Genomic DNA, 23,053 nt, shown 5'->3' with positions numbered 1-23,053 from the left:
CGACCAGAGCCGCCGAGGGACCGCGGCACGAGCCGGGTCCGCCCGTGAACCGAGGGCTGGCCGGGGCGGCCTCACGGGGAGCGCTCTGGCTCGGGCTGGTCAACCTGCTCAGCAAGGGCTCCCAGGTCGTGGTGACCCTCGCCCTGGGGGTGTTCCTGACCGCCGGCGAGCTCGGGACGGTCACCGTCACCGTGGCGCTGGTGAACCTCGCCCTGGTACTGCAGTCGGCCGGCGTGTACGACGTCATCTCCCGGACGTCCGAGGAACCCCGCCGGTTCGCGGGGACGGTGGCCTCGCTGTCGGTCGGCGCCGGCGTCGCCATCGCGCTGGTCGTCTCCGCCGGTGCACCGCAGATCGCCGAGGCCGTCGGGGCGCCGGGCGCGACCGACCTCCTCCGTGTGGCGGTCCTCAGCCTGCCGTTCACGGCCTTCGCCGGGGTGCAGATGGCCTACCTGCACCGCCACCTGGACTTCCGGCGGCGCCTCGTGCCGGATGCCGGCAGCGCCCTCGCCGGGGCGGCGGTGACGGTTGCGGCTGCCGCCCTCGGCCTGGGGGAGTGGTCGCTGGTCGCCGGGTTGGTGACGACCGCCGTGCTGGCCCCCCTGCTCGGTCTCGCCGTGGGGATCCGGGTGTCGCTGCGCTGGTCGGGTCCCCACGCACGCAGCACCGTGCGCTGGGCGGCGGTGACCGGTCCGGGGGCGGTGCTCGGCCTGGTGCTCCTGAACCTGGACTACGTCGTGATCTCCCGTGCCCTCGGGGAGGCCGCGACCGGCGTGTACTCCTTCGCGTTCCGCATCGCCTTCGTGCCCTACGTCATGGGCGCCGTCGTGCTGGGCGGTGTGGCCTTCCCCCTGTACGCCCGGCTCATGGCCTCCGGTGGAGAACAGGCCATGGCTCCGGCCGTGGTGCGCTTCCTGCACGTCCTGGTGGCGACGACCGGCGGGGCCTACACCGCCGTCGCGCTGCTCGCCGACCGGATCGTCGTGATCGACCCCCGGTGGGCGGGGTCCGCGCCGGTCCTGCGGGTGCTCGCCGTCTACGGCGTCCTGCTCGGCGTCGTGCTGATGGGGCACGAGGCCCTCCGGGCATCCGGACGCCCCGGGCTGTACCTGCGCGCGCAGGTCGTCCACGTGGTGGTCCTCCTCGCCGCCGCGATCGGACTCGTCCGGTTCGGGATCATCGGGGTGGCCTGGGCCCAGGTCGGTGCCGTCGCGGTCGCCGCCGCCGTCGTCGGTGGGATGCTCCGCGGAGCAGGGCTGCTGGGGCCCGGCCTCGGCCGTGTCGTCCTCGCGCCGCTGCTCGCCGCCGCCGTTGTCGCCGCCCTGCACACGGCGGCCGGCCGGGCCGGTCTCCTCCCGCCTGCCGGCTCACTGGTCGGCGGTGCCGTCACCGGGGTCGTCGTCCTGGTGGCGTACTGCGGGGTCCTCGTGCTCGTCGACCGACCGCTGGTCCGCGACCTGCGTGCGGCCGCGGCGCGGTGAGGAGCGCCCCCGGTGGATCGCGAGACGGAGGGAACCCGACGATGAACAGCGGCCCGGCACGGACCCGGCGACTGGCCTACCTGCTCACCCAGGACCGGGGCGGACCGGTGGACGTCACCGTTGAACTCGCCCTGGCGGCGAGCCGGGTGCCCGGTTGGGAGGTCCGGGTCTTCGGCCCGAGGCCGGCCCGGGGCGCCGACCGGGTGGCCCACCTCCACACGGAGGTGCTCGTCGAGGGCAAGGGTGCCGCAGGCGCGATCCGCCGCGCCCGACGTCAGCTGTTCGCCTGGCGACCCGACGTCGTCCACGCGCAGGACCGTCGCTCGGGCCTGGTCTGTGCCGGCGCCACCTGGGGGTCGCGCCGAGGAGGCCGGCCGGGGGTCGTCGTGCACACCTACCACGGGGTCCCCGACGACGTGACCCAGTCGTGGTTCCAGGGCGGGCGTGGGGGAGGACCCTCGCGGTACACCCGCACGGTCCTGGCGGCCGACGCCCTCGTGGCGCGAGCCGTGACACGCACGGTCGTCCCCGCGTCGTCGATGGGCCGGTTCCTGCGGGAGCGGCTGCGGGTCCCCGCCCACCGCGTGGTCCACATTGACAACGGCATGCCCCTGCCTCCGGCCGGCGTGCTCCGCGGGCCGGTGCGGCGGCTGCTGTTCGTCGGCCTGCTCGTGCGCCGCAAGGGCGTGCACGTCCTGCTCGAGGCCATGGCCCGCGCCGCCCTCCCGCCGGACGTGACGCTGCAGGTGGCCGGCGACGGCCCCGAACGGGCCGGACTCGAGGCGCTCGCCGCCGGGTCCGGGCTGCGCGGGCGGGTCGAGTTCCTCGGCTTCCGCGGCGACGTGCCTGCCCTGTTGGCCGGGGCCGACGCGTTCGTGCTGCCGTCCGCCATGGAACAGCAGCCGCTGGTCCTCATCGAGGCGCTCGGCGCCGGCAAGCCGGTCGTCGCGACCGACGTCGGAGGGGTCGCGGAGATGGTCGCCGGCGCCGGCATCGTCGTGCCGCCCGGCGACGCCGCTGCTCTGGCCCGGGCGCTCGAGGAACTGACCACCGTCGGGGACGCCGCCCAGTGGGGCACGCGGGCGGCGGCCATCGCGAGGGAGAGGTTCTCGGTGGGCACGGCCCTGGACCGACACCTGGACCTCTACACCGACCTCCTGGGGGAGACCTCGTGACCGTCCACGTCGTCCACGTCGCCCAGCCCACGACCGAGGGCGTCGCCCGCTGCGTGGCCGGGCTGGTCCGCCACCAGGCGGCAGCCGGGTTCGAGGTCACCGTCGTGTGTCCGGACGACGGGTGGCTGGCGTCCGAGGCGGTGGCGGGCGGGGCGCGGCACGTGTCCTGGACGGCGCAGCGCAGCCCCGGACCGGTCGTCGTCCGGGAGACCGCCAGCCTGCGCCGGATCCTGCTGGCCCTGCGCCCCTCGTTGGTCCACCTGCACAGCGCCAAGGCCGGGCTCGCCGGCCGTCTGGCGGTACGCGGGCGGCTGCCGACGGTGTACCAACCGCACGCCTGGTCCTTCCTGGCCGTCCAGGGGCTGCTGCGGCGGGCCACCCTGGCCTGGGAGGTCCGGGCGGTGAGGTGGGCCCAGCGGGTGGTGTGCGTGAGCCAGGCCGAGTGCCGCCACGCGGAGGAACTGGGCGTGCCCCTCGACGACAGGGCCCGCGTGGTGCCCAACGGGGTGGACACCGACAGGTTCCGTCCGGGGGACCGCGACGAGGCGCGCGCGAGGCTCGGCTCCGGCGCCGGACCCCTGGCGGTGTGCGTCGGCCGCCTCAGTGAGCAGAAGGGGCAGGACGTGCTGCTCGAGGCCTGGCCGAGGATCCGGGAGTCGGTTCCGGGCGCGTGCCTGGCGCTGGTGGGGGAGGGGCCCTGGCAGGAACGGCTGTCCTCCACCGGCGGGGAGGGCGTCGTCCTCGTCGGCAACAGCCCCGATCCCCGGGACTGGTACGCGGCCGCTGACGTCGTCGTCGTCCCGTCCCGCTGGGAGGGGATGGCCCTCGTCCCACTCGAGGCGGGAGCCAGCGGCCGCAGCGTCGTGATCACCGACGTCGCGGGAGCCCGGGAGATCGTGCTGCCCGGGACCGGCGCGGTGGTGCCCGCCGAGGACCCCGCCGCGCTGGCGGAGGCGGTCGGGGTCCGGTTGCGGGACCGGGCGGCCACCGACCGCGAGGGCGCCGCTGCCCGTCGCCACGTGGTCGGGGAGTACGAGCTCTCCGCCAGCGGGGCCCGGATGCTGGAGGTCTACGAGGAGGTGCTCGACGAGGCCTGAGGGGGGCGCTCGGGACGGGACCGCTGCGGGTGGTCGGTGTTGTCGACGTACTCCGCGGAGCCGTCGAGGGAGATGACCCGCCCGGGCACGCCCACCACGACGGCGTGGTCCGGCACGTCCTCGGTCACCACGCAGTTGGCCCCGATGGCGACGTCGTCCCCGATGCGCACAGCACCGACCACCTTCGCTCCCGGGCCGAGGTAGACGTCGTCGCCGACGACGGGGTACCCCTTGCGCCTGCCCCGGTTGGCCTGACCGAGGGTGACCTGCTGGGAGATGTTGCAGTTCCGCCCGATGACGGCGCGCTCGTTGACCACGATGCCGCCGAAGTGGCCGATGTAGAAACCGCTGCCGATGCTCGTCGTGTACGGGACGTCGATGCCGTACTTGTACGTGTAGTGCCGCAGCACCACCCTGCTCACGGGGTCCAGCACGAACCGGAGCTGCGGGTGGCTGCGGGTGAACCGGCAGGTACGCATCCAGAAGACGTACTGGAAGGCCCCGGAGGAGCCCCCGAGCACCACGTGGCGGAGGAACTCCGCCGGGCCCGAGCGTGCGCGCAGCCTGTAGAGGTCCGATCGAACCAGGTCGCGGTACTCGGAGAACGACACGCGGGCCGACCCCATGAACAGAGGATGTGATCGGGATCGCACCGCCGCAAGACGAGGGTGGGAGCGCCCGCGGGCAGGCGCGCGGGCAGGGTCACCCCGACGGGGGATCGAGCGGGACGCCCGACCCGTCGATGCCCACCGGTGTGATCACCTCCCCGAGGACGCGCAGACTGTGGCGATCGGTCGGTGCGGTCCTCTCGGCCGCTCTCGTCGCGATTCCGAGCGCCTCCACCCGCGATCCGGCACCGAATGCGTCGGCCTGTCCGCAGCCCTCCGATGCGGCGGACGACCCCGCCGGACGGCGCGGCTTCTGGTACGCCATCGGGGACCGGCCGACCGAGCAGGAGATCGACGCCGCGGCCACCCGGTACGGGGTCGTGGTCCTCAACCCCTGGGAGACGTGGGCCCTCGAGCGCATCAAGCAGCAGGACCCCTCCGTGGTCGTGCTCGTGTACAAGGACCTCGCCAGCACGCGCAGCTACCACACGGATCCGCTCCCGCCGGCCGGTGTGGGGTACGGCGAGGCGGATCCGTCCTGGTTCGCCGTCGACGACGCCGGGGAGCGGATCGAGTGGGACCCCCACCCGGGGCACTGGCAGATGGCGGTGTGGGACCCGGCCTACCAGCAGCGCTGGGTCGACAACGTCGTCGCGGAGGTCGTCTCGGCCGGCTGGGACGGCGTCCTCGCCGACAACGACCTGGCGACCCTGCGGTGGTACGACGCAGGCCTGCTCGCCGGCACGGCGTCGGCAGCGGAGACCGACGCGCGGCTGCAGGAGGGACTCGACGGCCTGGTCACGCGGGCCGGGCAGGCCCTGCGGGAACGGGGCAGGCTCCTGGTCCCCAACACCTCGGACGCGCGGCTGCAGGACGGGCGGTGGGACGCGCACGCGGCGTTCGGCGGGGCCATGGAGGAGAACTTCGCGCACTGGGGGACCGACCCCGGTGCGGGCTTCCTGTGGGACTGGGGCCGGACCGGCTGGGTGACGCAGACAGGGCAGCTGGCGGGCCCCGGCCTGACCCTCAGCGTGACCCGTGCGGCCCCGGGGGACACCCGGACCCTGCTGTACGCCTACGCCAGCGTCCTCGTGCGCGGCAACGGCGACGAGTACTGGACCCCGTCGACCACCGCGGCGGGGGACTACACCCAGCCGGAGTGGCTGCCGGAGATGGCCGTCGCGACCGGCCCGGCCGCCGCGGATGCGCTGCGTGAGCCGTCCGGCGCCTGGACCCGCAGGTTCACGACGGCCTGGGCGGCGGTCAACCCCACCCAGGCGACGGTCACGGTGGTCCCGCCCCGCGGGACGGTCGACCGCAGTGGCCGGACCGCGCGGTCGGTGACCCTGCAGCCGACGTCCGGCGTGGTCCTCCGGGTGGAGTGCGGTCGCTGAGCACCTCGGGCACCGTCCCGGCTGCGTCCGGCAGCGACGTGCAGGTCCCGGCGTCGGCGAGCGCCGTCCGACCGGCCGGCGCTCGGTGGTCCCACCGATAGCGCACCCCGCCGATGTGAGGCGGGGGCGCTCGGCGCTCTGCGGCCCATCGACACGTTGTCCGTTATCCCCAACATGTTTTTAAAACTACGAGAAGAGCTAGACAACACACCGATCGCAACCCGGATATCCGGTCGACGCGACGAACCAGGCGGGCGACCATCACCAGCCGTGGACCTCGTCTCGTCACTGCCGGCCTTCGTGCTGGCCGTGGTGCTCATCTCGGTCTCCCCGGGCCCCGCGATGGCGTTGGTCATCCGGCGCGCGGCGCTGCGGGGGACCGGCGGGGCGGTACCCGTGGTGCTCGGCCTGGAGGCCGGCCTCTACGTGTGGGCTCTCCTGGCGGGTGCGGGCTTCGCCGCGCTGGTGACCGCCTCGGAGGTGGCCTACCTGGTGCTCCGCGTGGTGGGCGCGGCCGTCCTCCTCGGGCTCGGGATCCAGGCCTGGCGGACGGCGTGGCGCGAGGGACGGCATCCGGACACGGTGGGGGAGCCAGGGCCGTCCTCGGGCCACCGCCACTGGTGGACGGCGTTCGGCGAGGGCCTCCTGGTGCAACTGGCCAACCCGAAGGCCGCCGTCCTCATGCTCGCGTTCTACCCGCAGTTCGTCCCGGTGGACGGGCCGGTGTTCGCGACGACGGCGCTGCTGGGCCTGCTGCAGGTCGGTCTGGAGACCGGTCTCTACCTGGCCCTGGCCGCCGGGGTCGCCCGCGCGGGCTCGTGGTTCCGGCGGCCGCGGATCCGTCGGCGGCTCGAGACCGTCAGCGGGACCGTGCTCGTGGCCCTCGGGCTGCGGGTCGCGTTCGCCAGCCGCTGAGGCCGGTCATCGCGTGGTGGTCAGGTTGACCGCGTTGCCGTCCGGGTCTCGTACGTGGGCGACGCGCTGCCCCCACGGCATGTCGTTGGCCGGCGCCGGTGCCTGTCCGCCGTGGGCCTCGACCCGGCTGAGGGCGGCGTCGACGTCGGGCACCTCGATGCTGAGCAACACCCGGCCCGCCGGCGCCCCTTCGATCGATCCGTCGGAGACGATGCCGAGCTCGGAGTCGCCGACGCGCAGGCCGAGGTAGAACGTCGGTCCCCCGTCGGGGGTCCGACTGGTCTCCGTCGCGCCGGCGACGCCGGTGTAGAAGCGGGCCAGGCGCTCGAGGTCGTGCGTGATGATCATCGGGGTGACGCTGCTGGGCACGGGGTTCCTCTCGGTCGGGACGTCGAGGGGTGGACCATCCCGCACCGGCGAACTGATCGGTTCTCGCCCCCGGGCATCGCCCCGCACAACGTCACGTGGCGAAAAGACCGCTAGGACGTCGGTGAGCGGCCGGCCCTCACCGTCGACTTAGTCAGACTTGGCCATACCCTCGACACATGTCCACGACCGTCAACGTCCACGAGGCGAAGACGCATCTCTCGCGGCTCCTCGAGGCCGTCGAGGCGGGGGAGGACGTCGTCATCGCCCGAGCCGGCAAGCCGATCGCCCGGCTGGTGCCGGTCACCGTGCGGACCGAACCGCGGACGCCGGGAGCCTGGCGGGGTCAGGGGTGGATCGCGGACGACTTCGACGAGACGCCCGAGGAGCTGATCGCCGCCTTCCACGGTGACGTCGACTCGTGACCCTGCTGCTGGACACCCACGTCTTGTTGTGGTGGCTCTTCGGTGACCCGCGGCTGACGCCGACGATGCGGAAGGCGATCGCAGACCCGACGTCGACGGTGGTGGTGTCAGCGGTGACGGCGTGGGAGATGGCGATCAAGGCCGCGGTGGGCAAGCTCGCCGTCCCCGGATCGACTGATCCACCAGCTGGACCAGGAGGGTTTTGAGGCGCTGCCGGTCACCGTCGAGGACGGCCTCGCAGCCGGCGCGCTGCCGAGACACCACAGCGACCCGTTCGACCGCATGCTCATCGCCCAGGCCGCGCGCCGGCGGTTCGTCCTGGTCACGGCGGACCGTCGCTTCGCCGACTACGACGTCCTGACCCTGTCGTGACCAGGTCCGACGGAGGAGGATCCCCGTCGGACTACTTGACATAATGTGCATTATCGGCGTTCAGGGTCAGACGGTCGAGAGGGGCTCGGACACCACCCGGTCCGACCGGCACTCAGCCAAGCCAGGACACGTGGTGTGCGCTGCTCATGACGTCGCGTCAACGGGTGCGCCGATACGACGACGGGCGCCCGCCGCGACGCGACAGCTCGACCCATCTGCTCGACGCCCGTTGGCCCGCCGGGCTTCTGCATGACGGCTCATCAGCCCGGCAGCCGGCTTCCCGTCGTCCGGCGACGCCCGGTACGCCGTCGGCTGGTCCACTGGCCACCTCGACTCCTCATCCCGACCCTCCGCCGACCTCTCGGTCGCCACTTCCCCGGGCCCGCTCACCCACGGGTATTTACGTCACTGTGACGGAATGACGGATGGGACGCTCTTCGACGGGCGCGCCGCGCGACGGCTGCCTAGGGTCGGAGACATGCAACTCCGACGCCCGATCGCCGCACTGATGACCGCCTTGGCGCTGTTCGGGGGTGGCGCGACGATGACCGCCTGTCAGGCAGCCGGGCAGGACCAGAACGACGGCAGCACCGACGAGAACACGCCGCCGAACGTCGAGACCAACGACGAGTCGGACCCGTCGCAGGACAACGTGCCCGACCTGTCCGACCAGGACGACGGCGTCGAGCAGGGCAACAGCAACGACGACGCCGACGACGGCTGACCCGCCGGGCCGGTGCGGTCAGCCGGCGGCGCGCTCGGAGACCCAGAGCTTGTCGAGCCGGCCGGTCGACCGCACCAGGTCCTGCAGGGAACGCTCCAGTTCGGCCTTGGTGTGCCGCTCGCCCAGCAGGGTCTGCACGTCCTCGATCGCGCAGCGCAGCTGGTACAGCCGGTCCTGCAGCCCGTCGAGCTCCGCCCGGGTCACCAGCACGACGTCGCCGGACAGACCGGCCCTCGCCGTCGCGGAACGCTGCTCGTAGGCCCGCTGCCGGCACGCCTGACCGCAGTACTGGCGCGGGCGCCCGACCGACCCCTGCTGGGGCAGCACCCGGCGGCACCAGCCGCACCGGCGCTCGCTGCCACTCCCCCTCCGCGGGCCGGGCAGCCCGGTCTCGGTCGTTGCCTCCTCGTCGATCGTCCGGATCGTGTCTCGCTCTGCCACGCTGCGCACCGTAGACGCCGCCACCGACACAAACGGCGGACACGCCCGGTCCGCGCGTGCGGGAGGCCGGTCACGGCGGGCGGACGAGGCCCCGACCGGTGCGTGGACCAGCGGCGTTAGCGTGTCGGCGTGGGCCCGGTCCGGTACGCGTTCCTCGACGGACCCACCCCCATCGCGATGGCCCACCGGGGTGGGGCGATCGAGCACCTGGAGAACTCCCTGCCGGCCTTCGAGGCCTGCGTGGCGATGGGGTACCGGTACCTCGAGACCGACGTCCGGGTCACCGCCGACGGCGTGCCGATCGTCTTCCACGACCCGACCCTCGACCGCGTCACCGACCGCACCGGGCGCGTCGACCAGTTGGGGTGGGGCGAGCTGGCAGCCGCCCGGATCGGGGGGCGGGAGCCGATCCTGCGGCTCGACGAGCTGCTCGGCGCCTGGCCCGACGTGCGGTTCAACCTCGACATCAAGGCACCGGGCGTGGTCGCCGCGCTGGCCCGGACCGTCCGCCGGCTGCGCGCCGAGGACCGCATCTGCCTGGGGTCGTTCTCCGACGCCCGGGTCGCCGCGGCCCGCCGGGTGTTCGGGCCCTCGGTGTGCACCTCGCTCGGCCCGCGCGGGGTGGCGGCGCTGCGGCTGTCCTCCTACTCCCCCCGCGCCGCCGGGCTGGTGCGCATCCCCGCCGGCTGCGCGCAGGTGCCGCTGCAGCTGGGTGGCCGGGCGCTGGTCGACGAGCGCTTCATCGCCGCGGCGCACGCCCGCGGGCTGCAGGTGCACGTCTGGACGGTGGACACCGAGGAGGAGGCTGCGGCCGTCCTCGACCTCGGGGTGGACGGCGTGATGACCGACCGCCCGGCGATGCTCCGGGACCTGCTCGAGCGCCGCGGCCAGTGGGTCCCGCGGTGAGCTGGATCCGGGCGGCCGACCACGACGGTGTCGTCCCGGCGACATCCCGGCGTGACCAGCAGTTGCTGGACGACCTCGTTCACGGCTGACACCCTGCGGCCGTGACGACCGCCGCCACCACCGGGCCGACCAGCCCCGCTGCCGACCGCGCGCTGCGCCGCGAGCGGTTCGGCTGGTACTCCTACGACTGGGCGATGTCGGTGTTCAACACCAGCGTCACCACGGTCTTCCTCGGCCCGTACCTGACGTCGGTCGCCGAGGAGGCGGCGGGGCCCGACGGCCGGCTGGGCTTCCTCGGCCTGTCCATCCCGCCGGGCAGCTGGTTCTCCTACGTGCTGTCGGCGTCGGTGCTGCTGCAGGTCCTGGTGCTGCCGCTGACCGGCGCCGTGGCCGACCGGACCGGCCGCAAGCGGGAGATGCTGGCCGGCTTCGCCGCGCTGGGCGCGCTGACCACCACAGCCCTCTACTTCGTCGCCGACGGCCGCTACCTGCTCGGCGCGTTGCTGTTCATCGTGGCCAACATCAGCTTCGGCGCGGCGACCGTCGTCTACTACTCGTGGCTGCCGGACCTGGCCGGCCCCGACGAGCGGGACGCCGTCTCCAGCCGTGGGTGGGCGTTCGGCTACGTCGGCGGTGCGCTGCTGCTCGCCGTCCACCTGGGGCTGGTGCTCGGGGCGCCGTCCCTGGGGCTGACCACCGGCGAGGCGGTGCGGATCTGCCTGGCCACGGCAGGCCTGTGGTGGGGCGCGTTCACCGTCTTCACGGTGTCCCGGCTGCGCAACCGGCCGGTGCGCGAGGCGTCCGCACGGTCGCGCAGCGGCTTCCGCCAACTGGTGACGACGATGCGGGAGATGCGGGCCTTCCCGCTGACGCTGTGGTTCCTCGGCGCGTACCTGCTGTTCAACGACGGCGTGCAGACCGTCATCTCGCTGTCGGCCACCTACGCCACGGAGGAACTCGGCCTGGAGCAGTCGGTGCTGACCGGCGCGATCCTCATGGTGCAGGTGGTGGCCATCGCCGGCGCGCTGGGCCTGGGCCGGCTGGCCGGTCGGTACGGGGCCAAGCGGGTCGTCCTGGGCGCCCTGGTGGCGTGGATCGGCGTGCTGGTGGTCGCCTACTTCCTCCAGGCCGGCGCGGTCGGGCAGTTCTACGCCCTCGCCGCCGTCATCGGGCTGGTGCAGGGCGGTACGCAGGCGCTGTCCCGGTCGCTGTTCAGCCAGCTCATCCCGGCCGGCAAGGAGGCCGAGTACTACGGCTTCTACGAGATCAGCGACCGCGGCACCAGCTGGCTGGGCCCGCTGGCGTTCGGGCTGACCTACCAGCTGACCGGGTCCTACCGGCTGGCCATCGTCAGCCTCGTCGTCTTCTTCGTGGCCGGGTTCGTCGCGCTGGCCGCGCTGCCCATCCGCCGCGCGGTCGTCGCGGCCGGCAACACCCCACCGGAGCGCCTGTGACCGAGCCGGCGAGGTCACGGATGAGCGGAGCACCCCGTGGCGCAGGACCGACGAGCGCCGGCGAGGAGATCCTGTGACACCCCTGACCGACACGGACGGCGCACCGCTGCTGTCCGCCGTCCCCGCCGCCGGCGACCGGCGCCGCCACCCGGCACCCGGCACCCGCCCACCTGCGCTTCTTCCACGGGCCGATGGACTGCGGCAAGTCCACGCTGGCCCTGCAGGTCGACCACAACCACAGCCGGCAGGGACGGCGGGGCCTGCTGCTGACCCAGGGTGACCGCTCCGCGCAGCCGCAGATCAGCTCCCGGGTGGGGCTGTGCCGCGAGGCGCTGGAGGTGGCGGCCGGCACCGACCTGCGGCTGCTGGTGCGCGACCACTGGGCCGCCGGGCACCGGGTGGACTACCTGATCGTCGACGAGGCCCAGTTCCTCACCGCCGAGCAGGTCGACCAGCTCGCCGAGCTCGTCGACGAGTCGCACGTGGACGTGTACGCCTTCGGGCTCACCACCGACTTCCGGGCGCGGCTGTTCCCGGGCACCCAGCGGCTGCTCGAGGTCGCCGACGACGTCCAGCGCATCCAGGTCGAGGTGCTGTGCTGGTGCGGGCTGCCGGGGCTGCTCAACGCCCGGGTGGTGGACGGGGAGATGGTCCGCGAGGGCGAGACCGTCGTCGTCGCCGACACGGCGCCCAAGCCGGCTCCCGACGCCCGGGACGCCGACGTGCACTACCAGGTGCTCTGCCGGCACCACCACGTGCTGGGTCAGCTGGGCCCGACGGCGGCCGGCCCGGGGCAGCTCGCGCTGAGCTGACGCGCCGGCCCCTGCTCCCCCGGAAGGGGGGTGCCGTAGGTCGCATTACCACCCCATGCGATGATTCGGGACCGATTCCGCGGAATCTCTCCGCGAACTCTGTCGTTGGTCCTCTTGATCCCGCCGTCCAGTGGGTAGTCCCCTGCTGCGACGGTGAGTCTGGACCGACACCACCAGCACGAGAGGACGGTGTGCCATGGGCGAGCGTTCCCTGCGGGGCAGCCGACTGGGCAGCGTGAGCTACGAGACCGAACGGAACACCGCGCCGATCGAGCGGCAGTACGCGGAGTACCGGTGCCCGTCGGGCCACCTGTTCACCGTGCCCTTCGCGGATGACGCCGAACTCCCCGACACCTGGGAGTGCAAGTTCGACGGCTCGGCCGCCAAGCTGGTCGGCGGCACCGAGCCCGCACCGAAGAAGGTCAAGCCCCCGCGGACGCACTGGGACATGCTCCTGGAGCGCCGTTCGGTGGAGGACCTCGAGGAGGTCCTGGCCGAGCGCCTCGAGGTGCTGCGCGGCCGGCGGACCCGCGCCAGCTGACACCGTCGCACGACGCGGGCAACGGCCCCGGTGGATCCCCCACCGGGGCCGTTCCGCGTCTCGGGGCCCGGTGCGGCTCTCCCCGGCAGATGATCATGGGCTCGTTGCAGGCGACGAGCGCGGACACGCCGTGCGGCCAGGCGACGACTCCATGATCAACCCCAGGGGCGGGCCGGCCTGGAGCGGGGCAGCGTCAGGGGCGGTCGTCGCGCACCGGCTCGTCCCGCACGACCTCGCCCTCGATGACCAGCGGCCGCCCGAACCCGGACGCGTGCGCACCCGAACCGAACGGACCGCCGAGGGTCCCCTCCGCGCGGGCACTGCGCACCCGCACCGGCCCGCGCAGCCCGACCGGCAGCCGGGAGGCCACCGTGCGGCCCAGCAGCCCGCGGACCAGGAAGCGCGTCGGCGGCAGCAGGCACAGCAGTCCCACGGCGTCGCCCAAGAAGCCGGGCAGCACCATGAGCACCCCGCCGACGGCGATCAGCCCGGCGTCCCCCAGGGCCCGTCCGGGGGCCCGCCGCTCGCGGGCTCGCTCCCGCAGCTCGGCCAGCGCCCGGGTGCCCTGGCGGGCCAGCAGCACCCAGCCCAGGGCGGTGGTGGCCAGAGCGGCCAGCACCGTCCACCCCACGCCGATCCACGAGGCGACCAGGACGAGGACGACGACCTCGGCCAGCGCCCACAGCCCCACCAGCACGCGCACGCGGTGTCCCACGGCTCTCCCTCTGCCCGCACGCGGCGGCGGTCCCGGGTCCGCCTACCGGACCTCGGTCGACCGTCCGCCGTCGCGGGCACGTCCCGGCACGGGGTGGCGGACCCGGCCCGGCAGCCGGTCGGCCAGCCGGTCCTGCAGGCCCCACCAGGTGACCCGTACCAACGCCTCTTGAACGATCGAGCGGCTCATCTTGCTCCGCCCGAACGTGCGCTCGGTGAAGGTGATCGGCACCTCGACCACCCGGGCGCCGGCGCGGACCGCCCGCCACGCCCAGTCCACCTGGAAGCAGTAGCCCTGGCTGGCGACGTCGTCGAAGGGCAGCCGGTCGACCAGCTCGCCGCGCACCGCCCGGAAACCGCCGGTGGCGTCGGCCAGGGGCAGCCGCAGCGACCAGCGGGTCCACAGGTTGCCCGCGCGCGAGAGCAGCAGCCGGTGCAGCGGCCAGTCCTCCACCCGACCGCCGGGCACGTACCGCGAACCCAGCACCAGGTCGGCGTCCTCCAGCGCGGCCAGCAGGTCGGGCAGCTGCTCGGGGTGGTGCGAGCCGTCGGCGTCCATCTCGACCAGGACGTCGTAGCCGCGCGCGCGGCCCCAGCGGAAGCCGGCGACGTAGGCCGGGCCCAGGCCGGACTTGGTGGTCCGCCGCAGCACGTGCACCCGCGGGTCGAGCGCGGCCAGCTTCTCGGCCAGCTCGCCGGTGCCGTCGGGCGAGCCGTCGTCCACCACGAGGGCGTGCGCCTCCGGGAGGGCCGCGTGCAGCCGCTCCAGGATCGGCTCGATGTTGTCCACCTCGTCGTAGGTCGGGACGACGACCAGCACGCGCGGGCTCACCACGCCGTCCTCTTCCACGGCCGGCGGCGCAGCGCGGCCGTGGCGACGGCGAGCAGCGCCCCGGCGCCCAGCGCGCTCAGCAGCCACTCCGGTCCGGCGCCCAGCCGCTCGGCGAGGGTGCTGGAGTCGCGCTGCGCGACCTCCTCGACGAACACGGCCGGCTCGAACAGCCCCGAGGCGGCGGCCACGGAGCCGTCGGGGGCGATGACCGTCGAGATGCCGCTGGTGGAGGCCAGGGCGACCGACCGGCCGAACTCGACCGCCCGGACCCGGGCGGCCGCGACCTGCTGCTCGCTCTCGGCGCTGTAGCCGAAGGTGGCGTTGTTGGTCTGGACGACGATCATCCCGGCACCGGCGGAGACGGCGTCGTGCACCAGGCCGTCGTAGACCACCTCGAAGCAGATGACGTCGGCGATCCGGGCGCCGCCCATCTGGAGCAGGCCGACCTCGTCGCCGGCGGCGAAGTCGCGGCGCACCAGGTCGACCTTGTCGCTGAACAGCCGGAAGAAGTCCCGGAAGGGGATGTACTCGGCGAAGGGGACCGGGTGGCGCTTGACGTAGGTGTCGCCCGGCCCGGTCTCCGGGTCCCACACGATCGCCGTGTTGCTGATGAACTCACCCGGCCCGCTGACGACGGCGCCCACCAGGACCGGCGCGCCGATCGCGGCCGCGGCGCGGCTGATCTCGCGGGCGGCGTCGGCGTTGCGGTAGGGGTCGATGTCGGAGCTGTTCTCCGGCCAGACGACGAGGTCGGGCTGCGGCTGCTCGCCGGCCGCGACCGCCGCGGCCAGGGCGATCGTCCGGCCCACGTGGTTGTCCAGCACCGCCCGGCGGCGCTCGTTGAACTCCAGGCCCGGCTTCGGGACGTCGCCCTGCACGACCGCGACCGTCCGGGTCGGCCCGCCGGCGGTCAGGGAGGAGCCGGGCAGCGGCAGCCAGGCCAGCCCGCCCAGCGCCGGAACGGCCAGCGCGCCCAGGGCGGTGAGCGCTGCGGCGCGCCGTCCTCCGGAGCGCAGCCGCAGGACGGCGGCGGCCAGCAGCGTGCCGGTGAGCGCGACGGCGAACCCGACCAGGGGCACTCCGCCGTAGGCGGCGAGCGCCAGGAACGGGCCCTCGGTCTGGCTCAGGCCCAGCCGGCCCCAGGGGAAGCCGCCGAACGGGAACCGGCCGCGCAGCGCCTCCTGGCCCACCCAGAGGGCCGCCGCCCACAGCGGCCACAGCGGCAGCCGCGACGTGACGGCCGTCGCCGCGCCGAGCAGGGCGACGGGGGCGGCCTGCGAGGCGGCGAGGGCCAGCCACGGCAGCGCGCCGACGAAGATGCCGCTCCATGACAGCAGCGGCACGAAGAACGTCAGGCCGGCGACCAGGCCCAGCCAGGCGCCGGAGCGGGCGCGCTGCCCGTGGACGGCCAGCGCCAGGGCGGCCGGGCCCAGCGGTGCCAGCAGCGGCAGCGAGGAGCCGGGGAAGGCGAGCAGGAGCAGTCCGCCGGCGAGGGCCGCCAGCAGCGTGCGCCATGCCACCTGCCCACCCACCCAGCGCCGCCGGGACGCGGCCGCGGAGCTCGGGCCCGAGGACCCGGCGGACCGCTCGAGGGTGCCGGTCGGCGTCGCTGACGGCACCCGTGCCTCCCGTGCACCCGTGCGGCCGGGATCCCCCGGTCGCTGACCTGCCCCGAGCCGATCGGACGGGGTGGCGGCCACCGGCGTCCTCGCCGGCGGTCCGCGGTCCAGCATCCCATCCCGCCGGGGACCGGCGGATGCCCCGCTCCGGGTCCCCCGTCCGTGCGGACCCCGCGTACGCCGCCTCCGGTCAGCTGTCAGCACCTCCGGGTGTGGACCTGCAGTCACTGTAAGCACCGCGCCGCTGCGGTCCCCGGCTCCCGCGGGCCGGGCAACGGACCGGAACCCGTTCGCGCCCTACGCGCCCGCGTCCCCGACCGGGGCGCCGTCCACCAGGAGCAGGCGGCAGGCCGGCCGGCTCCGCCCGGCGAGCACCGCCGACAGCGTCTCCGGCGTCGCCCACAGCGCCAGGTCGGCCGGTGCCCCGACGGCCAGCGGCCCCTGCGGGTGCTCCCTGCCGACGGCCTGCCAGCCGCCGTGCGTGGCCGCGTCGAAGGCGCGGAAGGGCCGCAGCCCCGATCCCGGCGTGTGGTGGTCGACCGCCGCGTGCACCCCGCCCCACGGGTCCAGGGGGGTGACCGGGGCGTCGCTGCCCAGCGCGAGGGCGACCCCGGCGTCGGCGAGGTCGGCGAACGGGTTGGTGCCCAGCGCCCGGTCCACCCCGAGCCGCTCGGCGTACATCCCGGCGTCCCCGCCCCAGGCCGCGTCGAACGCCGGCTGCACGCTGGCGACCATCCCCCAGGCGCGCAGCCGCTCCACCGCCGCCGGGGACACCATCTCGACGTGCTCGAGGCGGTGCCGGCACGCCCGCACCGCGGCCGCGCCCAGCTCGTCGACGACCGTGCCGACCGCGTCGAGCACCTGGTCGACCGCGGCGTCCCCGATGACGTGGAACCCCGCCTGCACGCCGGCGCGGGTGCAGGCCCGCACGTGCGCGACCAGGGACGCCGTCTCGAAGCGCAGGTGACCCGCGGTCTCGGGTCGGTCACTGTAGGAACGGCTCAGCGCGGCGGTGTGCGAGCCCAGGGCACCGTCGCAGAACAGGTCGCCCCCGGCGCCGGTCAGGCCGAGCTCGTGCACCACGTCCAGGCCGCCGCGCTCGGCCAGCTCACCCCAGTAGCCGAACACCCGCGGACCGGGCTCGGCGGCGGCGATCGCCAGCAGACCCGCCAGGTCGTCGGCGCCGGAGACCTCCGGGCCGGCCATCTCGTGCAGGCTGCCGATGCCCAGGGCGGCCGCCGCCGCGCGGGTGGCCCGCTGCGCGGCGCCGCGCTGGACGGCGTCCACCGCCCCGTAGGCCACCTGCCGGGCGGCGTGGTGGGCGTCCAGCCGCAGCTGCCCGTCCGCGGAGAACCCGGGCAGGTCGGCGATCCCCGGGATCCGGTCCAGCAGCGCGGTCGAGACGGTGGCGGAGTGCACGTCGACCCGCGCCAGGTAGGCCGGCCGGTCGCCGACGACGGCGTCGACGTCGGCCCGAGTGAGCCCGCGCCCCTCCGGCCAGCCGGTCTCGTCCCAGCCGGTGCCGAGCAGGACGCCGCCCGGAGTGGCCTCCGCGTGTGCGCGGAGTGACGCGACGGCGTCCGCAAGGCTCAGGCTCGAGTGGAGGTCGAGGCCACTGAGCGCCAGACCGGTCGCTGTGGCGTGCACGTGCGCGTCGACGAAGGCCGGGGTGAGCAGTGCCCCCTCCCCCTCGACCACCCGGGCGGCGGACGGCGCCGCGGCGGCGTCCCCCAGCCAGGCGATCCGGCCGTCCTGCACCAGCACCGCCCGCCCGGCGCGGTCGCCGACCGTCACGCCGGCGACCAGCACGCGTTCGGTCACGCTCCGCCCCCTCCGTCGCGCGGGTGCCGTCCGCCCCCGGGGAAGGACACCACGGTGCCTCCGGGAACGCGTCCCGGGGGTCCGGCGTCCGGTGGCCGCGGACCGCCCCCGGCGGTAGGCAGGACGGCGTGGCGGCCGACCGCGGGGACCTGCGCACCGCCCGGTTGCGGCTGCGGCCCTGGACCACCCGCCGGGACGACCTGGCGCGGCTGGTGGACCTCTACGGCCGTGACGAGGTCACCCGCTGGCTGGGCGGCACGCCGTCGGTCCCGCCGGTCGAGCTGGTCGCCCGCTGGCGCGCGGTGGCGCAGGCCGACGACCGCTTCGGCGTCTGGGCGCTCGAGCTGGACTCCGGGACGGTGGCCGGCACGGTGCTGCTCAAGCCCCTCCCCCACGGCGTGGGCGAGGTGGAGGTCGGCTGGCACCTGCACCCGGACAGCTGGGGCCGCGGCTACGCCACCGAGGCGGCGCGGGCGGTCATCGAGCGAGGCTTCCGGGCGGGCCTGCCGGAGGTGTACGCCGTCGTCCGGCCCGGCAACACCGCGTCGGTGGCGGTCTGCACCCGGCTGGGGATGACCCCGCTGGGCCGGATGCGCCGCTGGTACGACGTCGAGCTCGACGCCTTCCGGCTCATGGCGCCTGCGGTCGTCGACTGAAGGAGGATCGCGTCCTCCTCACCGCCCGCAGGCTCGCGGCGAGCGTCTGGACGGGGCCGACCCAGGACTCGGCTCGTCGGCCGCCCATCAGCGGGCGCGGCGGCGCAGCAGCCGGCGCACCCTCGCCAGAGGGCTCGCCTTGGGGCGGCTGCCCCTGACGTCGCTGTGGTCCAGGCGGACGGCCTCCTCGAGCGTCGGCGCGGTGCCGCCCAGGTGCGCCGGCTGCCACCACAGGTCGTCGGGGCCGGCCGGGGGCTGGGGGTAGGTGCGCTGCGCCTCGTCGACCAACGCCTCCATCGCCGTGCGGATGCGGGCCAGCAGCGCGCGGGTCTCCTCCCCCGGCTCCGGGCGGATCGGCTCACCGAGGACGACGGTGACCGCCACGCCGCGGGTCAGCTGGATCGGGTGGTGCTTGGTGAACAGCCGCTGGCCGCCCCAGACCGCTGCGGGGATGACCGGGACGCCGGCATCGATCGCCATCCGCGCGGCGCCGGCCTTGAGCTCCTTGACCCGGAAGCTGCTGCTGATCGTCGCCTCGGGGAAGACGCCGACCACCTCGCCGTCCTTGAGCGCGCGGACGGCGAGGTCGAACGCGGCCGCCCCGGCCTTCCGGTCGACGGGGATGTGGTGCATCGCCCGCATGAACGGCCCGGAGAAGCCGTGGTGGAACACCGAGGCCTTGGCCATGAACCGCACCAGCCGGTGCTGCGGCAGCGCCGCCAGGCCGAGGAAGGTGAAGTCCAGGTAGCTGACGTGGTTGCTGCAGACCACCGCGCCGCCCGACGTCGGCACGTGCTCGGCGCCGCGGACGTCGAAGCGGAAGCGCAACAGCCGGAACACCGCCAGCGCCAGCCTGATGACGAACCGGTACGGGCGGTCGCGGGGGTCCGGGTGCGCACCGAAGAGGTCCCGGCGGACGACGTCGCCCCAGCTGGCGGTGTACATGGCGGGACGATAACCGGCGTCTCCGGGCACCGCTGTCAGGAGTGCGTCGCCTCGACCGCCGCCCGCACCACCGCGGTGAGGTCACCGGTCTCCGCGAACACCCGCCGCTGCAGGTCCGCCCCCGTGCCCCGGTCGAGGACCGCCGCGACGCCGTCGGCGACCCGCTGCTCGTCCCCGGCGGCGGCCAGCGCGGGCCGCACGTGCTCCAGCAGCGCCGTCACGACCTCCGCGGCCGGCGCGGGGCGGCCGGTGGCGGGGTGCACGAGGTCCCCGGTCAGCCCCGAACGGCTGGCCCGCCACGCGGCCATGCGCACCACCTCGCTGCGGACGGCGGGCGCCGGCACCCCGGCCCGCCACTCCCCCGCGGCGGCGTCGACCAGACCGCGCGCCAGGCCGGCGAGGGTGACGGCGTCCTCGGCCCGCAGCGCGACGTCGGCGACCCGCACCTCGACGGTGGGCCACCGCTCGGACAGCCGGGCGTCGAAGTAGACCATCCCGGTGTCGACGATCGTCTCGGTCGCCAGCAGCTCCTGCACGAGCCGGTGGTAGGCGGCGGCGTCGGCGAACAGCTCGTTGGGGCCCGACGACGGCCAGCGGTTCCACGCCTGAGCGCGGTAGCTGGCGTGCCCGCTGTCCCGGCCCAGCCAGAACGGCGAGTTGGCGGTCAGCGCGGTCAGGACCGGGAGCCACACGCGGATCCGGTTGAGGACGGCGACACCCTCCTCGTCGTCCTCGACGGCGACGTGCACGTGGCAGCCGCAGGTCAGCTGCTCGGCCGCGGTGAGCCCGAAGGTGTCGGCCATCTGGGTGTACCGCTCCCCCGGCGTGGTCCGCGGCTCGACGCGCACCGGCGAGCTGGCCAGCGCGGCCACCCGGGCGCCGACACCGCGGGCCGCGGCGTCCGCCCGCTCCCGCCAGTGCCGCAGGTCGGCGGCGACGTCCTCGAGGCCCGTGCACACGCGGGTGCCGAACTCCAGCTGCTGGGCCTTGAGCTCGGGCACCAGGCGGGCGGCCGGATCGTCGACCTCGCCCGTGTCGCCGTCCTCCCGCTCGGCGCGGTCGTGCTCCTCGACCGTCTCGCCCTCGCCACGTCGGGCCGCCACCTCCAGCGCGGCCGGCCCGAGCGGTACCGGCCGACCCGAGGGGTCGACGACGAGCAGTTCCTCCTCGACACCCACCGTCCGCACGCTGATCAGCATCACCAGCCTGCCGCGGTGCCGCGCGCCGAACGGGATGAGCGGCGGAACTGTTGTTGTCGGTGCGGCGGCGCCGGAGGCGCCGGTGTCCTTCCTGAGTTCTTGTCTTACTTGTTGGTGATAACGGTAGAGTGAGAGCATGAGCGACCGGTGGGAACCGCCTCTCCCGGCCATGCCGGCTCCGCCCCCCGAGCGGGCCTGGCACCGGCTGCCCGTGCCTCCGGGCTACGAGGCCCAGTGGCGCCGGCTGGTCGACGCCGCGCTCGAGGTCGGCATGGGGCCCGACGCCCTCGTCGAGGAGGGGATGGAGCCCATCGCCGCGGCGCGCGGCTGGAAGCCGGCCACCGTCGCCCTGTACAGCAAGGTCGCCCGGTACGGCGGGATCGCCTTGCCGATGGTGCGGACGCCCGAGCCCGACCCGCAGACCCTGGAGCTGCGGCCACTCTCCCAGATCAGGACCGAGGACCCCGAGCACCTGCGCACCGTGGCGTGGTGCGCGCTGGCCCTGGGCTGGCCCGGGACCGTCGGGCAGTTCCGGTCGCTGCGCCGCGACCAGGTGCACCCGACGGCGCGGCGGATCGTCGTCCGCACCGAGGACGGCGAGTGGTCGGTGCCGGGCGCGCTGACCGCGTGGCACGCCTGGGAGTCCTGCCGCGCCCGGTTCCCCGCCCTCGCCGACAGCCCGTGGGTTCTGCCGGCACTGCGCCGCGGCCCCGGCCCCGCCTCGGCCGTGGGCGCCCAGCTGTCCACCCAGGCCCTGCAGGTGACCTTCGCCAAGCACGCCGTGCGGACGGCACAGCACCTGCGGATGACCGCACCACCGTCGCGGCGCGAGTGGGCCGAGGCGCTGGCCGTGCAGTACCTGACCCTCTCCTACGACTCCTACCGCCGCCTCGCGCTCGCGGGCGGCGCCGAGCCGGTCGCCCCCCGCGGCGCCGTGCGCGCCAAGCGCAGCGCCGCCCGGGCGGCGCGGGAAGCCGAGGGCCGCGGTTCGTGACTCGAGCGCGGCTCTTTGGGTGTAGGTGCGGTTTCTCGTCTCTTCGTTGCAGCAGCGCATACGTTGGGGATAACGGTCGAAGGCGCGACTTCAGTCCGCGTCATCGCCGCCAGGGACTCCCGCACGGCTGCAGCGGAGACGGCTCTCCGGCCGGCTCGGATCGTCCGGGACCGTACCGGCGCGGCGCCGCGCCGCCCTCGCCGCCCGCTCCACCCGCGAGCGGCTCGGCGCGACAGCCCTCGCGGCCGCCGGCCCCTGCGTCGGACCCACCCGGCCCGTCGGGGATCTGGGGGCTCCCCTCCCCCGTCGGTGCAGGTCGTCTCTGCCGGGGCGCGCGTCGGTCAGTTGGGGATAACGGTCCGGCGCCGGAGGGGCGCGTCAGGGACGACGGTCCCGGTCCCGTGCGGCGGCGGGTCAGAGCAACGTGAGCTGCTCACCCTCCACGACCGCAGCGCGTCGGACCTGCCCCGGTGGGGTCGCCGGCAGGCTGCCTGCCGGGAAGTCGCGGTCCCCGTCCCCGGGGATGCCGGCCGGCGCGCTCCCACCGTCGACCCCGCGGGCCGCTCCCCCGGCCTGCCGGTCCAGGCCGTACCGGGCCAGCAGCGGGGCCACCCGCCCGGCCAGCCAGCTGCGGTACCCCGGCGCGACCCCCGCGCCGCGGCGGTAGAGCTGCTGGTAGCGCGGCACCAGCTGCGGGTGCTCGCGGCCCAGCCAGGCCGAGAACCACTCCCGGGCGCCGGGGCGCAGGTGCAGCGGGACGACGGTGACGCCGGTGGCGCCCGCCTCAACGACGGCACGCAGCGCGGCGTCGAGGTCGGCCAGCCGGTCGGTGAGGCCGGGCAACACCGGCGCGAGGAAGACCCCGCAGGTCAGCCCGGCGTCGGTGATCGCCCGCACCAGGTCCAGGCGGGCGCGTGGGCTGGGCACGCCGGGCTCGAGCGAGGCGTGCAGCTCGTCGTCCCAGATCGCCATCGAGACCCCGAGCCCGATCGGGACGTCGCGGGCAGCGGCCACCAGCAGCGGCAGGTCCCGCCGCAGCAGCGTGCCTTTCGTCAGGACCGAGAACGGCGTGCCGGACCCGGCCAGCGCCGAGATCACGCCGGGCATCAGCCGGTAGCGTCCCTCGGCCCGCTGGTAGGGGTCGGTGTTGGTGCCCAGGGCGACGTGCTCGCGCTGCCACGAGGGTCGGGCCAGCTCGCGGCGCAGGACGTCGACCAGGTTGGTCTTCACGACGACCTGGGTGTCGAAGTCCCGCCCGGTGTCCAGCTCCAGCCACTGGTGCGTGCCACGGGCGTAGCAGTACACACAGGCATGCGAGCAGCCCCGGTAGGGGTTGATCGTCCAGCGGAACGGCACGGGCGAGTCGCCGGGGACCTCGTTGAGCGCGCTCTTGCTGCGGACCTCGTGGAAGGTCAGCCCGGGGAACTCCGGGACCTGGACGCTGCGGAGCAGGCCGCGCATCGTCGGCATGCCGGGCAGCGTGGCCGGGTCGACGGCGTCCAGCCGCTGGGGATCCCACCGCACGCCGGTCATTCGAACACACGTTCGACTGCGGTGTCCAG

At 74.9% G+C, this 23,053-nt stretch carries 25 protein-coding genes; 15 read left to right on the top strand and 10 right to left on the bottom strand.

Going from position 1 to position 23,053, the window contains the following annotated elements; genetic code table 11:
• Positions 1-44: 44 nt before the first annotated feature.
• From ACWIX7_RS26330 to ACWIX7_RS26320, 3 genes are read left to right on the top strand one after another with little or no spacing between them, the layout of a single operon-like run.
• Entirely contained in the window at positions 45-1,481 is a 1,437-nt protein-coding gene (locus ACWIX7_RS26330; protein WP_448619347.1) for an oligosaccharide flippase family protein, read from the top strand.
• 41 nt (positions 1,482-1,522) lie between these two features.
• Positions 1,523-2,656: a glycosyltransferase family 4 protein gene (locus tag ACWIX7_RS26325; RefSeq protein WP_448619346.1), complete on the top strand. Its 1,134-nt coding sequence runs from the start codon at positions 1,523-1,525 to the stop codon at positions 2,654-2,656.
• Positions 2,653-3,753 carry a glycosyltransferase gene (locus ACWIX7_RS26320; protein ID WP_448619345.1) on the top strand — a complete coding sequence of 367 codons (1,101 nt, stop codon included), beginning with the start codon at positions 2,653-2,655 and terminating at the stop codon, positions 3,751-3,753. The genes ACWIX7_RS26325 and ACWIX7_RS26320 overlap by 4 nt, the downstream gene beginning before the upstream one ends.
• Here the strand turns inward: ACWIX7_RS26320 and ACWIX7_RS26315 are convergent.
• Positions 3,726-4,379: a serine O-acetyltransferase gene (locus tag ACWIX7_RS26315; RefSeq protein WP_448619344.1), complete on the bottom strand. Its 654-nt coding sequence runs from the start codon at positions 4,377-4,379 to the stop codon at positions 3,726-3,728. The two genes, ACWIX7_RS26320 and ACWIX7_RS26315, sit on opposite strands and share 28 nt — an antisense overlap.
• A 116-nt stretch (positions 4,380-4,495) precedes the next feature.
• Between ACWIX7_RS26315 and ACWIX7_RS26310 the strand changes: the two genes are divergently transcribed.
• Both ACWIX7_RS26310 and ACWIX7_RS26305 read left to right on the top strand, forming a co-directional pair.
• On the top strand, positions 4,496-5,755 hold the full coding sequence (locus ACWIX7_RS26310; RefSeq protein WP_448619343.1) for a putative glycoside hydrolase: 1,260 nt from the start codon (positions 4,496-4,498) through the stop codon (positions 5,753-5,755).
• A gap of 270 nt (positions 5,756-6,025) precedes the next feature.
• A complete protein-coding gene (locus ACWIX7_RS26305; protein ID WP_448619342.1) occupies positions 6,026-6,670 on the top strand; it encodes a LysE family translocator in 645 nt (214 codons plus the stop codon).
• Positions 6,671-6,676: 6 nt separating this feature from the next.
• On the opposite strand, the gene ACWIX7_RS26300 is transcribed toward ACWIX7_RS26305, so the two are convergent.
• Positions 6,677-7,039 carry a VOC family protein gene (locus ACWIX7_RS26300; RefSeq protein WP_448619341.1) on the bottom strand — a complete coding sequence of 121 codons (363 nt, stop codon included), beginning with the start codon at positions 7,037-7,039 and terminating at the stop codon, positions 6,677-6,679.
• A 176-nt stretch (positions 7,040-7,215) separates the two neighbouring features.
• On the opposite strand from ACWIX7_RS26300, the gene ACWIX7_RS26295 reads away from it, so the two are divergent.
• The 4 genes from ACWIX7_RS26295 (at position 7,216) to ACWIX7_RS26280 (ending at position 8,557) form a co-directional block, all read left to right on the top strand.
• A complete protein-coding gene (locus tag ACWIX7_RS26295; RefSeq protein ID WP_448619340.1) occupies positions 7,216-7,461 on the top strand; it encodes a type II toxin-antitoxin system Phd/YefM family antitoxin in 246 nt (81 codons plus the stop codon).
• Entirely contained in the window at positions 7,458-7,667 is a 210-nt protein-coding gene (locus tag ACWIX7_RS26290) for a type II toxin-antitoxin system VapC family toxin (protein ID WP_448619339.1), read from the top strand. The genes ACWIX7_RS26295 and ACWIX7_RS26290 overlap by 4 nt, the downstream gene beginning before the upstream one ends.
• On the top strand, positions 7,636-7,833 hold the full coding sequence (locus ACWIX7_RS26285; RefSeq protein ID WP_448622194.1) for a type II toxin-antitoxin system VapC family toxin: 198 nt from the start codon (positions 7,636-7,638) through the stop codon (positions 7,831-7,833). Before ACWIX7_RS26290 ends, ACWIX7_RS26285 begins: the two co-directional genes overlap by 32 nt.
• A 478-nt stretch (positions 7,834-8,311) precedes the next feature.
• Positions 8,312-8,557, top strand: a complete 246-nt coding sequence (locus ACWIX7_RS26280) for a hypothetical protein (protein WP_448619338.1) — start codon at positions 8,312-8,314, stop codon at positions 8,555-8,557.
• Between the two features lie 18 nt (positions 8,558-8,575).
• Here the strand turns inward: ACWIX7_RS26280 and ACWIX7_RS26275 are convergent, their stop codons facing one another.
• Positions 8,576-8,998: a hypothetical protein gene (locus tag ACWIX7_RS26275; RefSeq protein WP_448619337.1), complete on the bottom strand. Its 423-nt coding sequence runs from the start codon at positions 8,996-8,998 to the stop codon at positions 8,576-8,578.
• 129 nt (positions 8,999-9,127) lie between these two features.
• Here ACWIX7_RS26275 and ACWIX7_RS26270 point away from each other — a divergent pair, with 129 nt between their 5' ends.
• The 4 genes from ACWIX7_RS26270 (at position 9,128) to ACWIX7_RS26255 (ending at position 12,711) form a co-directional block, all read left to right on the top strand.
• A complete protein-coding gene (locus tag ACWIX7_RS26270; protein ID WP_448619336.1) occupies positions 9,128-9,904 on the top strand; it encodes a glycerophosphodiester phosphodiesterase in 777 nt (258 codons plus the stop codon).
• 101 nt (positions 9,905-10,005) lie between these two features.
• Positions 10,006-11,358: an MFS transporter gene (locus ACWIX7_RS26265; RefSeq protein ID WP_448619335.1), complete on the top strand. Its 1,353-nt coding sequence runs from the start codon at positions 10,006-10,008 to the stop codon at positions 11,356-11,358.
• A gap of 191 nt (positions 11,359-11,549) precedes the next feature.
• Entirely contained in the window at positions 11,550-12,170 is a 621-nt protein-coding gene (locus tag ACWIX7_RS26260) for a thymidine kinase (protein WP_448619334.1), read from the top strand.
• A 196-nt stretch (positions 12,171-12,366) separates the two neighbouring features.
• Entirely contained in the window at positions 12,367-12,711 is a 345-nt protein-coding gene (locus ACWIX7_RS26255) for an RNA polymerase-binding protein RbpA (protein ID WP_089304327.1), read from the top strand.
• Between the two features lie 193 nt (positions 12,712-12,904).
• On the opposite strand, the gene ACWIX7_RS26250 is transcribed toward ACWIX7_RS26255, so the two are convergent.
• The 4 genes from ACWIX7_RS26250 to ACWIX7_RS26235 form a co-directional block, all read right to left on the bottom strand.
• Entirely contained in the window at positions 12,905-13,426 is a 522-nt protein-coding gene (locus ACWIX7_RS26250) for an FxsA family protein (protein ID WP_448619333.1), read from the bottom strand.
• A 42-nt stretch (positions 13,427-13,468) separates the two neighbouring features.
• Positions 13,469-14,257 (bottom strand): polyprenol monophosphomannose synthase, encoded by a 789-nt coding sequence (locus ACWIX7_RS26245; protein WP_448619332.1) that lies wholly within the window; start codon positions 14,255-14,257, stop codon positions 13,469-13,471.
• Positions 14,254-15,876 (bottom strand): apolipoprotein N-acyltransferase, encoded by a 1,623-nt coding sequence (lnt, locus tag ACWIX7_RS26240; RefSeq protein WP_448619331.1) that lies wholly within the window; start codon positions 15,874-15,876, stop codon positions 14,254-14,256. Before lnt ends, ACWIX7_RS26245 begins: the two co-directional genes overlap by 4 nt.
• Before the next feature lie 297 nt (positions 15,877-16,173).
• Positions 16,174-17,697, bottom strand: a complete 1,524-nt coding sequence (locus ACWIX7_RS26235) for an amidohydrolase (protein WP_448619330.1) — start codon at positions 17,695-17,697, stop codon at positions 16,174-16,176.
• 128 nt (positions 17,698-17,825) lie between these two features.
• On the opposite strand from ACWIX7_RS26235, the gene ACWIX7_RS26230 reads away from it, so the two are divergent.
• Positions 17,826-18,353, top strand: coding sequence for a GNAT family N-acetyltransferase (locus tag ACWIX7_RS26230; protein WP_448619329.1), 528 nt, complete (start codon positions 17,826-17,828; stop codon positions 18,351-18,353).
• A gap of 87 nt (positions 18,354-18,440) precedes the next feature.
• Here the strand turns inward: ACWIX7_RS26230 and ACWIX7_RS26225 are convergent, their stop codons facing one another.
• Positions 18,441-19,298 (bottom strand): lysophospholipid acyltransferase family protein, encoded by an 858-nt coding sequence (locus ACWIX7_RS26225; protein ID WP_448619328.1) that lies wholly within the window; start codon positions 19,296-19,298, stop codon positions 18,441-18,443.
• A 35-nt stretch (positions 19,299-19,333) separates the two neighbouring features.
• Positions 19,334-20,635, bottom strand: a complete 1,302-nt coding sequence (locus tag ACWIX7_RS26220) for a glutamate--cysteine ligase 2 (RefSeq protein ID WP_448619327.1) — start codon at positions 20,633-20,635, stop codon at positions 19,334-19,336.
• On the opposite strand from ACWIX7_RS26220, the gene ACWIX7_RS26215 reads away from it, so the two are divergent.
• On the top strand, positions 20,634-21,491 hold the full coding sequence (locus ACWIX7_RS26215; RefSeq protein WP_448619326.1) for a hypothetical protein: 858 nt from the start codon (positions 20,634-20,636) through the stop codon (positions 21,489-21,491). The two genes, ACWIX7_RS26220 and ACWIX7_RS26215, sit on opposite strands and share 2 nt — an antisense overlap.
• A gap of 414 nt (positions 21,492-21,905) precedes the next feature.
• Here ACWIX7_RS26215 and ACWIX7_RS26210 read toward each other — a convergent pair whose 3' ends face one another.
• Entirely contained in the window at positions 21,906-23,024 is a 1,119-nt protein-coding gene (locus ACWIX7_RS26210) for an Rv2578c family radical SAM protein (RefSeq protein WP_448619325.1), read from the bottom strand.
• Positions 23,025-23,053 lie beyond the last annotated feature (29 nt).

Source organism: Geodermatophilus sp. URMC 65 (assembly GCF_053502545.1).
The sequence above is the reverse complement of the archived record's forward strand: the minus strand, read 5'-3'. Positions and strand labels throughout refer to the sequence as shown.

Coding starts and splice junctions, on each gene's coding strand:
- ACWIX7_RS26220 (WP_448619327.1), bottom strand. CDS start 20,635: ATGCTCTCACTCTACCGTTATCACCAACAAGTAAGACAAGAACTCAGG.
- ACWIX7_RS26255 (WP_089304327.1), top strand. CDS start 12,367: ATGGGCGAGCGTTCCCTGCGGGGCAGCCGACTGGGCAGCGTGAGCTAC.
- ACWIX7_RS26260 (WP_448619334.1), top strand. CDS start 11,550: ATGGACTGCGGCAAGTCCACGCTGGCCCTGCAGGTCGACCACAACCAC.
- ACWIX7_RS26325 (WP_448619346.1), top strand. CDS start 1,523: ATGAACAGCGGCCCGGCACGGACCCGGCGACTGGCCTACCTGCTCACC.
- ACWIX7_RS26315 (WP_448619344.1), bottom strand. CDS start 4,379: ATGGGGTCGGCCCGCGTGTCGTTCTCCGAGTACCGCGACCTGGTTCGA.
- ACWIX7_RS26215 (WP_448619326.1), top strand. CDS start 20,634: ATGAGCGACCGGTGGGAACCGCCTCTCCCGGCCATGCCGGCTCCGCCC.
- ACWIX7_RS26295 (WP_448619340.1), top strand. CDS start 7,216: ATGTCCACGACCGTCAACGTCCACGAGGCGAAGACGCATCTCTCGCGG.
- ACWIX7_RS26210 (WP_448619325.1), bottom strand. CDS start 23,024: ATGACCGGCGTGCGGTGGGATCCCCAGCGGCTGGACGCCGTCGACCCG.
- ACWIX7_RS26225 (WP_448619328.1), bottom strand. CDS start 19,298: ATGTACACCGCCAGCTGGGGCGACGTCGTCCGCCGGGACCTCTTCGGT.
- ACWIX7_RS26280 (WP_448619338.1), top strand. CDS start 8,312: ATGCAACTCCGACGCCCGATCGCCGCACTGATGACCGCCTTGGCGCTG.
- ACWIX7_RS26310 (WP_448619343.1), top strand. CDS start 4,496: ATGCCCACCGGTGTGATCACCTCCCCGAGGACGCGCAGACTGTGGCGA.